Annotated in this window: 13 protein-coding genes; 11 read left to right on the top strand and 2 right to left on the bottom strand. The window is 72.7% G+C overall.

Annotation, left to right across the window (positions count from 1 at the left end; all coding sequences use genetic code 11):
• The first annotated feature begins 94 nt into the window (after positions 1 to 94).
• Positions 95 to 1,912 (top strand): gamma-glutamyltransferase, encoded by a 1,818-nt coding sequence (gene ggt, locus ACH4KB_RS31490; RefSeq protein ID WP_398069401.1) that lies wholly within the window; start codon positions 95 to 97, stop codon positions 1,910 to 1,912.
• Between the two features lie 136 nt (positions 1,913 to 2,048).
• Complete coding sequence (locus tag ACH4KB_RS31485; protein WP_398069399.1) at positions 2,049 to 2,792, top strand: glycoside hydrolase family 75 protein; 744 nt, start codon at positions 2,049 to 2,051, stop codon at positions 2,790 to 2,792.
• A 21-nt stretch (positions 2,793 to 2,813) separates the two neighbouring features.
• On the opposite strand, the gene map is transcribed toward ACH4KB_RS31485, so the two are convergent.
• On the bottom strand, positions 2,814 to 3,581 hold the full coding sequence (gene map, locus ACH4KB_RS31480) for a type I methionyl aminopeptidase (protein ID WP_398069397.1): 768 nt from the start codon (positions 3,579 to 3,581) through the stop codon (positions 2,814 to 2,816).
• A 73-nt stretch (positions 3,582 to 3,654) separates the two neighbouring features.
• Here map and ACH4KB_RS31475 point away from each other — a divergent pair, with 73 nt between their 5' ends.
• The 7 genes from ACH4KB_RS31475 to ACH4KB_RS31445 all read left to right on the top strand — a co-directional run bounded on the left by ACH4KB_RS31475 (position 3,655) and on the right by ACH4KB_RS31445 (position 10,918).
• Entirely contained in the window at positions 3,655 to 3,924 is a 270-nt protein-coding gene (locus tag ACH4KB_RS31475; RefSeq protein WP_018961443.1) for a helix-turn-helix domain-containing protein, read from the top strand.
• A 54-nt stretch (positions 3,925 to 3,978) separates the two neighbouring features.
• Positions 3,979 to 4,359 carry a PPOX class F420-dependent oxidoreductase gene (locus ACH4KB_RS31470; RefSeq protein ID WP_398069395.1) on the top strand — a complete coding sequence of 127 codons (381 nt, stop codon included), beginning with the start codon at positions 3,979 to 3,981 and terminating at the stop codon, positions 4,357 to 4,359.
• Between the two features lie 127 nt (positions 4,360 to 4,486).
• Positions 4,487 to 6,046, top strand: a complete 1,560-nt coding sequence (locus tag ACH4KB_RS31465) for a hypothetical protein (RefSeq protein WP_398069393.1) — start codon at positions 4,487 to 4,489, stop codon at positions 6,044 to 6,046.
• Positions 6,047 to 6,269: 223 nt separating this feature from the next.
• On the top strand, positions 6,270 to 7,112 hold the full coding sequence (locus ACH4KB_RS31460; RefSeq protein ID WP_398069391.1) for a nitrilase-related carbon-nitrogen hydrolase: 843 nt from the start codon (positions 6,270 to 6,272) through the stop codon (positions 7,110 to 7,112).
• Complete coding sequence (locus tag ACH4KB_RS31455) at positions 7,109 to 8,392, top strand: aspartate aminotransferase family protein (protein WP_398069389.1); 1,284 nt, start codon at positions 7,109 to 7,111, stop codon at positions 8,390 to 8,392. Before ACH4KB_RS31460 ends, ACH4KB_RS31455 begins: the two co-directional genes overlap by 4 nt.
• Positions 8,393 to 8,492: 100 nt before the next feature.
• Positions 8,493 to 9,893: a dihydropyrimidinase gene (gene hydA, locus ACH4KB_RS31450; RefSeq protein WP_398069387.1), complete on the top strand. Its 1,401-nt coding sequence runs from the start codon at positions 8,493 to 8,495 to the stop codon at positions 9,891 to 9,893.
• 11 nt (positions 9,894 to 9,904) lie between these two features.
• A complete protein-coding gene (locus ACH4KB_RS31445) occupies positions 9,905 to 10,918 on the top strand; it encodes a TIGR03842 family LLM class F420-dependent oxidoreductase (RefSeq protein WP_398069385.1) in 1,014 nt (337 codons plus the stop codon).
• 91 nt (positions 10,919 to 11,009) lie between these two features.
• Here the strand turns inward: ACH4KB_RS31445 and ACH4KB_RS31440 are convergent, their stop codons facing one another.
• Positions 11,010 to 11,771 (bottom strand): hypothetical protein, encoded by a 762-nt coding sequence (locus tag ACH4KB_RS31440; RefSeq protein WP_398069383.1) that lies wholly within the window; start codon positions 11,769 to 11,771, stop codon positions 11,010 to 11,012.
• Between the two features lie 221 nt (positions 11,772 to 11,992).
• On the opposite strand from ACH4KB_RS31440, the gene ACH4KB_RS31435 reads away from it, so the two are divergent.
• On the top strand, positions 11,993 to 12,370 hold the full coding sequence (locus ACH4KB_RS31435) for a hypothetical protein (RefSeq protein WP_398069381.1): 378 nt from the start codon (positions 11,993 to 11,995) through the stop codon (positions 12,368 to 12,370).
• A 140-nt stretch (positions 12,371 to 12,510) separates the two neighbouring features.
• The gene (locus tag ACH4KB_RS31430; RefSeq protein WP_398069379.1) at positions 12,511 to 14,022 is read left to right on the top strand and encodes an amidase; all 1,512 of its coding nucleotides are present in this window, start codon (positions 12,511 to 12,513) and stop codon (positions 14,020 to 14,022) included.
• Positions 14,023 to 14,031 lie beyond the last annotated feature (9 nt).

The following is a 14,031-nucleotide window of genomic DNA, read 5'->3' as shown; positions in this document are numbered from 1 at the left end:
TATCGGTCATTCGGGTAACCGTTCGAGGCGGTCCTGACGATCCGGCTCCTCCAGGGCTACCCTGCGGCGGGAGATCCGTTGACTGGAGGTACGTATGCGCCGTTCCGTCGGTCGGAACACGTCGCTGTTGGCCGTCCTCGCCGTGGTCGCGTCGGTGGGAGCCGCCGCCCCGGTGGCCTCGGCGCCGTCCGCCGCCCCGCGTCCCGCGCCGCTTAAGTCCCCGGTGGCGGTGGGCCACGGGGGAGCGGTGGCGAGCGTCGACCCGGACGCGTCGGCCGCCGGGATCGAGGTGCTGCGCAAGGGTGGCAACGCGGTGGACGCGGCTGTCGCCACGGCCGCCGCGCTCGGCGTGACCGAGCCGTACTCGGCGGGCATCGGCGGCGGTGGCTACTTCGTCCACTACGACGCGAAGAAGCGCACCGTGCGGACGATCGACGGCCGCGAGACCGCGCCCCGCAGTGCGGACTCCTCCCTCTTCCTGGAGAACGGCAAGCCGATCCCCTTCGAGGAGGGCGTGACCAGCGGTCTCGGCGTCGGCACCCCCGGCACCCCGGCCACCTGGGAGCGGGCCCTGGACGCGTGGGGCTCCAAGTCCCTTCGTACGCTGCTGAAACCGGCCGAACGTCTGGCCCGGGACGGCTTCGTCGTGGACGGCACCTTCCGCTCGCAGACGGCCGCCAACCAGGCCCGGTTCGCCGACTTCCCGGCCTCCGCCGAGCTGTTCCTGCCGGGCGGTGAACTCCCCGCCGTCGGCTCCGTGTTCAAGAACCCCGACCTGGCCCGTACGTACGAGAAGCTCGGCCGCAAGGGCGTCGGGGAGCTGTACCGGGGCGAGTTGGCCGACGACATCGTCCGTACGGTGCGCAGGCCGCCCGTCGACCCGGACGCCACCCGGGTGGTGCGGCCCGGCGAACTGACCCGTGAGGACCTCGCCGCCTACCGGACCCTGCGCAAGGACCCCACGAAGGTGAACTACCGGGGCCTGGACGTCTACGGCATGGCACCCTCCTCGTCCGGCGGCACCAGCGTCGGCGAGGCCCTCAACATCCTGGAGTCCACCGACCTTTCGCGCGCCGACCGGGTGCAGTACCTCCACCGCCTGATCGAGGCGAGCCGGATCGCGTTCGCCGACCGGGGACGCTGGGTCGGCGACCCCGCGTTCGAGGACGTTCCCACGAAGGAACTGCTGAGTCAGCGGTTCGCCGACGCGCGGGAGTGTTTGATTCGGGACGACCAGGCGCTGACCAGCCCCCTGGCGCCGGGCGACCCGCGCGACCCCGTGCGGTGCGGCAGCGGCGGCACGGCCGCGCCCACCACGTTCGAGGGCGAGAACACCACCCACCTGACGACGGCCGACAAGTGGGGCAACGTCGTCGCCTACACCCTGACCATCGAGTCCACCGGGGGCAGCGCCATCACCGTGCCCGGCCGCGGCTTCCTGCTCAACAACGAACTGACCGACTTCTCCTTCGCGCCCGCCAATCCCGCGGTGCACGACCCGAACCTCCCGGGACCGGGCAAGCGGCCGCGCTCGTCGATCTCCCCGACCATCGTGCTGAAGCACGGCAAGCCGGTGCTCGCCCTCGGCTCGCCGGGCGGGGCGACGATCATCACGACCGTGCTCCAGTCGCTCACCGGACACCTGGACCGAGGACTCCCGCTGGTCGACGCGATCGCCGCGCCGCGCGCCAGTCAGCGCAACGCGCCGACGACGGAGATCGAGCCGGACCTGTGGAACAGCCCGGTCCGGGCGGAGTTGGAGAAGCTCGGTCACGCCTTCAGGCAGAACCCGGAGATCGGGGCCGTAACCGGCGTGCAGCGGCTGCCCGACGGCCGCTGGCTGGCGGCGGCGGAAAAGGTGCGCCGCGGCGGCGGCTCGGCCATGGTGGTGCATCCGGGCGGCGGTCACTGAGCCGACCGGACCAAGCAGGGGCCCCGGGGCCGGTATCACGCGACACAGCGCGCGGTGCCGGCCCCGCGGTCTTGGCGTGCCCGCGAGGGGACCCGTACCGGGGCCCCTCGGTCTACGGAAAGGGTCCTTCCGCACCATGCGTACCCGCATGCTCGCCCTGACATCCGCCGCCTGCGGCGCCGCGCTCCTCGGAGCGGCGGCCCTGCCCGCGTCCGCCACCGGCCCAAGGGCCGGTGACGGACGCGGGCAGGAGCCGGAAGCGGCCGGCACGTCCGCCGTCGAAGGGGACACGACCGCCGCGACCGCCGCCGAACTGCTGGCCGAGATCAGCGCCTGCACCCGGATCTCGAAAGGCGCCTATCGCACGGACAGCGGCAGCCCCAAGGCGACGGTGCCCGTCTGCGGCACCAAGGACGCCGTCTTCTGGAAGGCGGACATGGACATCGACTGCGACGGCCGGAAGACGAAGGCCTGCAACCGGAAGACCGATCCCCATTTCCTGCCGGAGACCGCGTTCCAGAGCTCCCGCGGCGAACCCCTGGACTCGGCCGCGCTCCCCCATGTGGTCGTACCGGGCCCGAGCAAGGTGTGGGACTACCGGAAGTCGGGGCTCACCGGCGGCAGCGTCGTGGCGGTCGTGTACCGGGACCGGGTGCGGTACGGCGTGATCGGCGACACCGGCCCCACGGGCATCATCGGGGAGGCGTCGTACGCCATGGCGAAGACCCTGGGCATCGATCCCGACCCGTCGACCGGAGGCGTCGGGTCGGGGGTCGCCTACATCGCGTTCAAGAACTCCCGTGTCTCCCCGATCGAGAGCCGCGCACGGGCGCGGAACCGGGGAGCGGAACTGGCCCGGAAGTTCGTCGGGCGCTCATAGGAGGGCTGTCCGTAGAGGGGCTCACAGCGCGGTCAGGACGCGCGGGCCGTCGTTTGTGATCGCCACCGTGTGCTCGGCGTGCGACGCACGGCTGCCGTCGGTGGTCCGCAGCGTCCAGCCGTCCTCGTCGTGGCGGAACTCGTCGCCGCCACCGCCGATCAGCATGGGCTCGATGGCCAGGACCATGCCGTGCCGCAGCACCATGCCGCGCCCCGGCCGTCCCTCGTTCGGCACGGACGGGTCCTCGTGCATGGTCCGGCCGATCCCGTGGCCGCCGTACCCGTCCAGGATGCCGTAGCCCGCCTTCCGGCAGACCGTGCCGATCGCGTGGGCGATGTCGCCGATCCGGTTGCCGGCCACGGCCGCGCCGATCCCGGCGGCCAGGGCCTCGTTCGCCGTGTCGATGAGCCGGGTGTCGGCGGGGCGGGCCTCGCCCACGGTGAAGCTGATCGCCGAGTCACCGGCCCAGCCGCCGAGGAGGGCCCCCGCGTCAACGCTGACCAGGTCCCCGTCGCGCAGGGGATCGGCCGAGGGGATGCCGTGTACGACCGCGTCGTTGACCGAGACGCAGATGACGGCCGGGAACGGGGTGGGCGCGAAGTGCGGCTTGTAGTTCAGGAAGGGCGAGGAGGCCCCGGCCGCGCTCAGCACCTCGCGGGCCGCCTCGTCCAGTCGGCGGGGGGTCACGCCGACCGCCGCCACCTCCCGCGCCCGGGTCAGCATCTGCGCGACGACCCGGCCGGCCTCGCGCATCGCTGCGATGTCTGTGTCCGTCTTGATGTGCACCATGCCCATTACTATACCGGTCGAACCGGTATAGTAATGACGGTATAGAAATGGCATTCCGTAGTACGATGGGCGCATGGTCCGCACCCCTCTGACACCCGAAGAGCGCCTGCGCGGCGAACGGCTAGGCGCGTTGCTCCGCGCGGCGCGCGGGGAGCGCAGCATGGCGGCCGTCGCCGCGAGCGCCGGAATCTCCGCGGAGACCCTCCGGAAGATCGAGACCGGCCGGGCGCCCACGCCCGCCTTCTTCACCGTGGCCGCCCTTGCCGGCGCGCTGGGCCTCTCCATGGACGAGATCCTCGGCCGCTGCGCGCCGGAACCGGCCGCCGTCCCGCTGATCGCGTAGTCCGGGCCGTGCCCTGACCGGCGGGTCGCCCCTCGGGGCGCGTAGGGTCGCGCCGTGACTCTCCAGGACTTCGCGCGCAGCGAGTACGTCAGCCTGACCACGTACCGGAAGAACGGCACACCCGTAGCCACGCCCGTCTGGGCCGCCGCCGAGGGCGATGTGCTGTACGTCTGGACCCGCTCCGACTCGTGGAAGGTCAAGCGGCTGCGCAACAACGGCGAAGTCGTCGTCACCGTCTGCGACCTGCGCGGCAGGATCGCCGAAGGGGCCCCCAGCGCGGAGGGCACGGCGAAGCTCCTCGACGAGGACGGCACCCGCGCGGCGCGCAAGCTGCTGGCGCGCAAGTACACCTGGAAGTTCTGGCTCGTCGACTGGCCCGCGACGGTCGCCCGGCTCGGCAAGCGCCCGCACACCGGGATCGCCATCACCTTCTGAGCCCCTTCGGGCCCCTCGTGCTCCCGCCGCATCGTGCCCGAAAGCCGCGCGTAGCCGACCCGTAACACGCCTGCGGTCGAATGCCTCCGGACTGGAAGGCTCCAGTCGACGGTCGGCGAGGGCGACGATGACGGTGCATCAGCAGGCTTACGAAGTAGGAGCGTTCGCGCAGTACCTGCGAGAACTGGTGGCACGGCTGGACCCCGGACGCGGCTGGTACGGGGTCTTCACCCGGCGCGACCCGGTCGGCATGCGGTCCTGCCTGGACGGTTCGGAGATCCCGCCCTGGGACGTGGTGGAGTCGTTGCTCGCGGACCTCGCCGCCCTGCGCGGCGCCCGGTTCGCCGAGCAGGTCTCGGTCCGGGCCGCCGCGCTCTACTCCGCGTCCGCGGCCGCCCACGACCGGCGGCCCGGCGGGCGCCAGGAGCTCGCCCACCGGCTGGAGTTGATGGTCCGCGAGCAGCACCGGGCGGCGGAACGACTGCGCCGGACCGGGCCCGGCGGTCCGGTCCCGGCCGAACCGGAAGCGCTGGCCTGGGCCCGCGACGACCACGAACGCGCCACCGCCCGCCGCGCCGAGCTGCGGGGGCGGCTGGCGGCCGTGACGGCCTCCGTGGGCCCCGAGGGCTGGTTCCGGGCGGAGGACTCCGACGGACGGGGGACGGGGCCCGTCGCCGCTCCCGGACCGGCAGGGGCCGTCGACCTGCCCGCAGGGACCGTCGCCGCTCCCGGACGGGCAGGGGCCGTCGGCCTGCCCGCAGGGGCCGTCGGCCTGCCCGCAGGGGCCGCCGAGTCGCCTGCCGGGCCTGCCTGGTCCCTCAGGGACCCCGAGCCGCGTGCCGAGGCTCCGGGCGCGGTGGCCGGGCATCCGCGTACCGGAGGGGCCGGAAGCCGGGACGGGGCCCGGGCCGACGCCCGCGCACCCGCTCCCCGGCGCAGCAAGCCGCGCGGAGCCCGGTTCGCCGGCCTGGAGGTCGATGAGGAGTCGGAGGGGGCCGGCTACGCGCCCTCGCCGCAGCCAGGCCCGCCCGCACCCTCGCACTCGGGTCAACCCGCCCCGCGCGGCGCCCGCTTCGGCGGTGGCGCGGGACAGGAGGGGCGCGAGGGCCGGGGCGCTGCCGGGCGGGACCGTGCGCCGGACGCCCTGCCGCATCCGGCCGCCGGGCAGGCCGTCGCCGAGGCCGTCGCCCGGCTGATCCGGCTGCGTGCCGAGGGCCGCGGCGGCGAGGCGCACGTGGTGCTCTGCGAGGTCGCGGCCTGGCCCGCGCCCCGGCTGCCGGCGCTCGCGGTGGCCCTGTACCGGGCCGGGCTCGCCGCCGACTGGACGACTCTGCTCTGGGAGGTCTCCTCGCTGCCGCCCGCCGGATTCGCCGCCGCGGCGGGCGCGCTGGCCGTCGCCGGGCGTGAGGCGGACTGCGGGCTCCTGCTGCGCCAGGGCGTCGCCCGGCCCGCAGCCGAGGTGGCGGAGGCGGTGCTCGCCCTGGACGGCGCCGGCCGGGAGCGGGAGGCGCGGGACCTGCTCGGCGCCTTCGTCCGCGTACGCACTCCGCAGGAGGCCGCCGAGCTGGCCGGGACCGGCGCGACCCGGCTGCTGCCCCTGCTCCTGGCGGCGGCCCGCGAGGTGTCGGTGGAACGGGAGCGGGACCTGGTGCGCGCGCTGCGGGTGGCGGGCGTGCCGGGCCTCTGAGGCTCCCGGGCGTGTCGACGTCCCGGGGGGCCTTGAACGCCACTGGGGACCGGGACCGTGCGCGCTGTGGACCGGTCGGGTGCGAAACATGATCGACTCCGCCGGTTCACGGCGATGGTCTTGCCCCGCCGGACGGACGGGCTTACGTTCTCCATCCATGCACCGATCTACGTGCGTAGAGAAAGCGTGCAGGCTCTCTGACGCCGCGTCGAAGGAGCAGCTCATGTCCCACGTCGTACGCGCCGCACTCGTCCAGGCGACCTGGACCGGCGACACCGAATCCATGATTGCCAAGCACGAGGAACACGCGCGCGAGGCCGCCCGGCAGGGCGCGAAGATCATCGGTTTCCAGGAGGTGTTCAACGCCCCCTACTTCTGCCAGGTCCAGGAGCCCGAGCACTACCGCTGGGCCGAGCCGGTCCCCGACGGCCCGACCGTCCGGCGCATGCGGGACCTGGCCCGCGAGACCGGCATGGTGATCGTCGTACCGGTCTTCGAGATCGAGCAGTCCGGTTTCTACTACAACACAGCGGCCGTGATCGATGCCGACGGCTCGTACCTCGGCAAGTACCGCAAGCACCACATCCCGCAGGTCAAGGGGTTCTGGGAGAAGTACTACTTCAAGCCCGGCAACGCCGGCTGGCCGGTCTTCGACACCGCCGTCGGCAAGGTCGGGGTGTACATCTGCTACGACCGGCACTTCCCCGAGGGCTGGCGTCAACTCGGACTCGGCGGAGCTCAGTTGGTGTACAACCCGTCGGCCACCTCACGCGGACTCTCCAGCCACCTCTGGCAGTTGGAGCAGCCGGCCTCCGCCGTCGCCAACGAGTACTTCGTCGCCGCGATCAACCGGGTCGGCCAGGAGGAGTACGGCGACAACGACTTCTACGGCACCAGCTACTTCGTCGACCCGCGCGGCCAGTTCGTCGGAGACGTGGCCAGCGACAAGGAGGAGGAACTCCTCGTCCGCGACCTGGACTTCGACCTGATCGAGGAGGTCCGCACCCAGTGGGCCTTCTACCGGGACCGACGACCCGACGCCTACGACGGGCTGGTGGAGCCGTGAGCGGACTGTACGAGCGCCATCTCGCCGTCAGCCCCGAGTGGCTGGCCCTCTACTACCGCCACCCCCTGGAACTCACCCACGGCGAGGGCCGCCACGTCTGGGACGCGAACGGCAACCGCTACCTGGACTTCTTCGGCGGCATCCTCACCACGATGACCGCCCACGCCCTGCCCGAGGTGACCAAGGCGGTCGCCGAGCAGGCCGGGCGGATCATCCACTCCTCCACCCTCTACCTCAACCGCCCCATGGTGGAGATGGCCGAACGGGTCGCCGCCCTCTCCGGAATCCCCGACGCCCGGGTCTTCTTCACCACCTCCGGCACCGAGGCCAACGACACCGCCCTGCTGCTCGCCACGGCGTACCGCCGCTCCAACCAGATCCTCGCGATGCGCAACAGCTACCACGGCCGGTCGTTCTCCACGGTCTCCATCACCGGCAACCAGGCCTGGTCGCCCACGAGTCTGTCCCCGCTCCAGACCCTGTACGTCCACGGCGGCGTCCGCACCCGGGGCCCGTACGCCGAGTTGAGCGACGAGCGGTTCATCGAGGCGTGCGTCGCCGACCTGGAGGACCTCCTCGGGCACACCCGCCGGCCCGCGGCCCTGATCGCCGAACCCGTCCAGGGCGTCGGCGGCTTCACCTCCCCGCCCGACGGCCTGTTCGCCGCGTTCCGGGAGGTTCTGGACCGGCACGGGGTGCTGTGGATCTCGGACGAGGTGCAGACCGGCTGGGGCCGTACCGGTGACCACTTCTGGGGCTGGCAGGCGCATGCCGAGAACGGGCCGCCGGACATCCTCACCTTCGCCAAGGGCATCGGCAACGGCATGTCGGTCGGGGGAGTGGTGGCCCGGGCCGAGGTGATGAACTGCCTCGACGCCAACTCCATCTCCACCTTCGGCGGTTCACCGGTCACCATGGCCGCGTCGCTCGCCAACCTCTCGTACCTCCTGGAGCGCGACCTCCAGGGCAACGCGCGGCGCGTCGGCGGGCTCCTCATCGAACGGCTGCGGTCCATCGCCGCCGCATCGCCCGCCGTGCGCGAGGTGCGCGGCCGGGGCCTGATGATCGGCATCGAACTGGTGAGGCCCGGCACCGACGAGGCCGACCCGGAGGCCGCCGCGGCCGTCCTCGAAGCGGCCCGCGCGGGCGGACTGCTGATCGGCAAGGGCGGCGGCCACAGCACCAGCGTCCTCAGGATCGCCCCCCCGCTGACCCTGACCGTCGCCGAGGCCGAGGAAGGCGCGGCGATCCTCGCGGACGCCCTGCACGCGGCGGGCTGAGCCCCGCCCGGCGGAGTCCGTACGTATACGAACCGCGCGGGGCGGCCCCGGCCGTACGCCCAGAGGGTCGGCGGGGGCGCCCCGAGTCAAGGAGACACCCATGAGCCGCACCGTCATCCACGGTGGTCTGGTCATCACCGCGTCCGACGAGATCCACGCCGACGTGCTCGTCGAGGGCGGCCGGATCGCCGCCCTCGCCGCCCACGGAACCGACGCCGCCGCGAGCTGGAGCGCCGACCGGCGGATCGACGCGACGGGCAAGTACGTCATCCCGGGCGGCGTCGACGGGCACACCCACATGGAGATGCCGTTCGGCGGGACATACGCCGCCGACACCTTCGAGACCGGCACCCGGGCCGCAGCCTGGGGCGGCACCACCACCATCGTCGACTTCGCGATCCAGAGCGTGGGCCGATCGCTGCGCGAAGGGCTCGACACCTGGTACGCCAAGGCCGACGGCAACTGCGCCATCGACTACGCCTTCCACATGATCCTCGCGGACGTGAACCCCTCCTCGCTCCAGGAGATGGACCTCCTCGTCTCCGAAGGGGTCACCTCCTTCAAGCTGTTCATGGCCTACCCCGGCGTCTTCTACAGCGACGACGGCCAGATCCTGCGCGCCATGCAAAGGGCCTCCGGCAACGGCGGACTGATCATGATGCACGCCGAGAACGGCATCGCCATCGACGTCCTCGTCGAGCAGGCCCTCGCCGCCGGCCACACCGACCCCCGCTACCACGGGGACGTCCGCAAGGTCGCCCTGGAGGCCGAGGCCACCCACCGCGCCGTGCAGCTCGCCCGGGTCGCCGGATCCCCCCTCTACGTCGTCCACGTCTCCGCCGACGAGGCTGTCGCCGAGATCGCCGCCGCCCGCCACAAGGGTCTCCCCGTCTTCGGCGAGACCTGCCCGCAGTATCTGTTCCTCTCCACCGACAACCTCGCCGAGCCCGACTTCGAGGGCGCCAAGTACGTCTGTTCCACCCCGCTGCGCCCCAAGGAACACCAGGAAGCCCTGTGGCGGGGCCTGCGCAACAACGAACTCCAGGTCGTCTCCACCGACCACTGCCCGTTCTGCTTCTCGGGCCAGAAGGAGATGGGCCGGGGCGACTTCTCCAAGATCCCCAACGGCATGCCGGGCGTCGAGCACCGTATGGACCTGCTGCACCAGGCCGTCGTGGACGGGCACATCACCCGCCGCCGCTGGATCGAGATCGCCTGCGCCTCCCCGGCCCGGATGTTCGGCCTCTACCCGAAGAAGGGCACCATCGCCCCGGGCGCCGACGCCGACATCGTCATCTACGACCCGGCCGCCGAACAGACCCTCTCCGCCGAGACCCACCACATGAACGTCGACTACTCGGCGTACGAGGGCAAACGCATCACCGGACAGGTCGAGACCGTGCTCTCGCGCGGCGAACCCGTCATCGAGGGACGGAAGTTCACCGGTCGCGCCGGACACGGCATGTACACCCCCCGAGCCACCTGTCAGTACCTGGACTAGGAGAACCCGTCATGGACTTCGGACTCGTCCTCCAGACCGACCCGCCCGCCTCCGCCGTCGTCGGCCTGATGCGCCGCGCCGAGCGCAACGGCTTCCGTTACGGGTGGACCTTCGACTCGGCGGTGCTCTGGCAGGAGCCGTTCGTCATCTACAGCCGCATCCTGGAGCACACGGAGAAGCTGACCGTGGGCCCGATGGTCACCAATCCCGGCACCCGCACCTGGGAGGTGACCGCCTCCACCTTCGCCACCCTCAACGACATGTACGGCAACCGCACCGTCTGCGGCATCGGGCGCGGCGACTCCGCCATGCGCGTCGCGGGCCGCGCTCCCAACACCCTGGCCCGTCTCGGCGAGGCGATCGACGCGATCCGGGACCTCGCGGAGGGCCGGGAGGCGACGGTCGAGGGGCAGCCGCTCCGGATCCCCTGGGTGAAGGACGGGAAGCTGCCGGTGTGGATGGCGGCGTACGGGCCCAAGGCCCTGGCCCTGGCCGGGCAGAAGGCCGACGGCTTCATCCTCCAGCTCGCCGACCCGTTCCTCACCGAGTGGATGATCAAGGCCGTCCGGCAGGCCGCCACCGACGCGGGCCGCGATCCGGATGCGCTGACGATCTGCGTCGCCGCCCCCGCGTACGTCACCGCGGACAACTCCCCGCAGGCCCTGGCTCATGCCCGGGACCAGTGCCGCTGGTTCGGCGGCATGGTCGGCAACCACGTCGCCGACCTCGTCTCCAAGTACGGCGAACACTCCTCGATGGTCCCCGCGGAGCTGACGGCGTACATCAAGGACCGGCAGGGTTACGACTACGGCCACCACGGCCGTGCCGACAACCCCGACACCGCCTTCGTCCCCGACGAGATCGTGGACCGCTTCTGCCTCCTGGGCCCCGCCGAGGCTCATGTCGAGAAGCTGCACCGCCTGCGCGAGCTCGGCGTGGACCAGTTCGCCGTCTACGACATGCACGACAACCGCGAGGGCACCATCGACGCGTACGGCTCCGACATCATTCCGTCGTTCCGCTGAGCGGTGGTCGAGCGGTGGTCGAGCGGTGGTCGAGCGCCGTTGAGGCGGCCCGGCGGCAGGTACGGGTACCGGAGCGGTTCTGGACGTTGCCTCAGACGGGTTTGATGCTGCGGCCCAGCAGGGCCGTGACATCCACCGTCTCGTCCGCCGAGGGAGTGGCCGTGGGCACGGGCCGGTCGAATCCGGAGAAGTCCACGGTCCCTGCCTCGTCGGCGCTGCGCACGGTGATCCGCACCGGGTACGGCGTGCCCTCGGCGGCCACGTAGGCCGTCAGGCGCTCGTCGCCCTCGGCTCGGGTCACCGGAACGACGGGCGCACCGTTCACCTCGGTCCTCTCGCCCTTCGTCAGGGTGCCCCGGCCGGCGGTGTCGGCGTTGTCCGTGATCAGCTCGCGGAAGGTGTCGAGATCGCAGATCTCGGTCACGCTCAGCAGCCGGGGGTCTTCGGCCTCGGCCTTCATATAGCGGCCGTCGAGGATCGCGTCGAAGGTGGAGCCGCCGATCGGCACCTGGTTCTTCCAGAAGGCGGCGTCCGGCTTCAGCCAGACGTCGTCGCCCCGCTTGACGATCTCCACCGAACCGTCGTCGCCCATGTCGACCCCGCCCGCGCAGTTCCCCTCGCGGTCCAGCGTGAGGTCCAGGCGCATATCCGGCCCGGCCCCGTCGATGCTGCCGCGTGCGCTCAGATGCAGGGAGTCCACATCGAGCAGGGCGTCGCGCGAGCGGTCGGCGATCTCCTCGGCGGAGAGCGAGTCGATGTCGTCATCGGCCTGCGCGACCACGCCACTCGTCAGGGTGAGGGCAACGGTCGCGGCCCCTGCCGCCGCACGTGCGGCCCAACGGTGTGCGCTCACAGCGCCTCCTCGAAAACGCCCCGGTCAGGGGGTGCGCTCCATGGGAACCGGCACATTCGAGCGTACGCCGCGAGCGGGGGAGCCGCCCGGCGCGCGCACGGAGCGTGAGAAGTGAACGCGTTTCTCGTTACGGAGGGTGGGCAGAGCTGTGGTGATCCCGCCCGGGATCACCGTAAGAACGCATCACGTCACGCATCACGTCACGCACGTCAGGGAGAACCATGAAGTTGTTCACGGGGAAGAGGCCGTTCACGGGGAGCGACCGGTTCCGGTCCGCTCGGCGGGCCGTCGCCGCAGCCTCCATGGCGGCAGCGCTGGCGGTTCCGGTCACCGCGTCGACCGCGACCGCCGCCCCGGCCGCGATCCCGCCCGGCCTCTCCTGCGACACCGGCAAGCACGCCATCGACGACTACACGGGCTTCGCGCTCTGCCGCAACAACGGCAGCCAGACGCAGATCTTCTGGGTCCACCTCGTCTGCGGCTGGTCCCCGGACGTCGACGGCGAGCACGTCACCCTCAGGCCCGGTGAGTCCGGCCAGTCCACCGCCCACTGCGGGAGCCTGGGCACCGGCATCGGCGAGATCCACGTCCGTCCGTGACCTCGGGGCGACAGCCGCGGGTCCCCCGTTCCGGCCGGAACGGTTGAGCGCGCCGCCTCCTCTCGTTACCCTCCAGTAAGTAGGTGTGGGCGCAGCCGGGACGACCGGTCGGCCCGCACCACGAGGGAGGCGGCGCGCCCATGTCCTCAGCGGAGCCCACCGAAGCCAAGCCCACCGAGCAGACCGGTCCGGCCGTACGGGAACCCGGACGCGGCCCCCGCCCCACCGCCTCCGTTCCGCCGCCGGGGCCGGGGCCGGGGCCGGGGCCCGGACTCGCGGAGAGCGCCCGCCGACTCGCCGACGCCGCCACCACCTCCACCGCACTCGTGGCCGACGCCCTCGCCCGCATCGAGGCGACGCAGCCCACGCTCAACGCCTTCCGCCACCTGCGCACCGAGGCGGCTCTCGCCGACGCCGCGGAGGCCGACCGGCGGCTCGCGGCGGGGGAGCGGCTGCCGCTCCTCGGCGTGCCGGTCGCCGTCAAGGACGACACCGATGTGGCGGGCCTGCCCACCCACTTCGGCTGCGACGGGGAGCGCCCCCCGGCCGCCTCCGACAGCGAGGCGGTCCGTCGACTGCGCGCCGCCGGAGCCGTCGTCGTCGGCAAGACCAACTCCTGCGAACTGGGCCAGTGGCCCTTCACCGAAGGCCCCGCCTTCGGCGCCACCCGCAACCCCTGGAACACCGCGCACACCCCGGGCGGCTCCTCCGGCGGATCGGCCGCGGCCGTCGCCGCCGGACTCGTCCCCGCCGCCCTCGGCTCGGACGGCGCCGGATCCGTGCGCATCCCCGCCGCGTGGACGCACCTCGTCGGCATCAAACCGCAGCGTGGGCGCATCTCGGTCCACCCGTACAGCGACGCCTTCCAGGGCCTCACCGTGAACGGCACCCTGGCCCGTACGGTCGCCGACGCGGCGCTGCTCCTGGACGCCGTCGCCGGAGCGCACCCCGAGGACTGGCACCGACCGCCCGCCGTGCGTGCCGCCGATGCCGCCCGCCGTGACCCGGGCCGCCTCCGCATCGCCCTCGCCTGGCGTCCCCCGCTCACGCTCACCGGCGCCGGACCGGACCCGGAGGTGCGCCGGGCCGTCACCGCGCTCGCCGAGACCCTCGCCCGGCTCGGCCACCACGTCGAGGAGGCCCGCCCCCGGTACGGGCTGATCGGCCTCGCCTTCGTCCCCCGCGCCACCGCCGGCATCGCCGAATTCGCCGCCCGCCACCCCGAACCGGCCCTGCTCGACCCGCGCACCCGCAGCGCCCTGCGGACCGGGACGCGGCTGGGCGGGCGGGTGGTGCGGGCCGCCCGCGCCCGTGAAGTGCGCCAGCACCGCAGGATCGGCGCCCTCTTCGACGCCTCCGGCTTCGACGTGCTGCTCACCCCGACCACGGCCGCGCCGCCGCCCCGGATCGGTGCCTTCGACCGCCTCAGCGCCTGGCGCACCGACCTCACGATGGCGGCCGCCTGCCCCTACGCCTGGCCGTGGAACGTCCTCGGCTGGCCCGGGGTGAACGTCCCGGCCGGCTTCACCCGGTCCGGGCTCCCCGTCGGCGCCCAGCTCCTGGGTCCCTCCCGCAGTGAGGAGCGGCTGATCGCGCTCGCCGCCCAACTGGAGGACGACCTGCGCTGGTACGAGCACCGCCCGCCGGCCTGACGGCCCGAG

This window comes from Streptomyces sp. NPDC017520 (assembly GCF_044329855.1).
Lineage (GTDB): Bacteria > Actinomycetota > Actinomycetes > Streptomycetales > Streptomycetaceae > Streptomyces.
Note: the sequence above shows the minus strand (reverse complement) of the source record. Positions and strands in the feature narration are given on the sequence as shown.

Coding starts and splice junctions, on each gene's coding strand:
- ggt (WP_398069401.1), top strand. CDS start 95: ATGCGCCGTTCCGTCGGTCGGAACACGTCGCTGTTGGCCGTCCTCGCC.
- ACH4KB_RS31485 (WP_398069399.1), top strand. CDS start 2,049: ATGCGTACCCGCATGCTCGCCCTGACATCCGCCGCCTGCGGCGCCGCG.
- map (WP_398069397.1), bottom strand. CDS start 3,581: ATGGTGCACATCAAGACGGACACAGACATCGCAGCGATGCGCGAGGCC.
- ACH4KB_RS31475 (WP_018961443.1), top strand. CDS start 3,655: ATGGTCCGCACCCCTCTGACACCCGAAGAGCGCCTGCGCGGCGAACGG.
- ACH4KB_RS31465 (WP_398069393.1), top strand. CDS start 4,487: ATGACGGTGCATCAGCAGGCTTACGAAGTAGGAGCGTTCGCGCAGTAC.
- ACH4KB_RS31460 (WP_398069391.1), top strand. CDS start 6,270: ATGTCCCACGTCGTACGCGCCGCACTCGTCCAGGCGACCTGGACCGGC.
- hydA (WP_398069387.1), top strand. CDS start 8,493: ATGAGCCGCACCGTCATCCACGGTGGTCTGGTCATCACCGCGTCCGAC.
- ACH4KB_RS31445 (WP_398069385.1), top strand. CDS start 9,905: ATGGACTTCGGACTCGTCCTCCAGACCGACCCGCCCGCCTCCGCCGTC.
- ACH4KB_RS31435 (WP_398069381.1), top strand. CDS start 11,993: ATGAAGTTGTTCACGGGGAAGAGGCCGTTCACGGGGAGCGACCGGTTC.
- ACH4KB_RS31430 (WP_398069379.1), top strand. CDS start 12,511: ATGTCCTCAGCGGAGCCCACCGAAGCCAAGCCCACCGAGCAGACCGGT.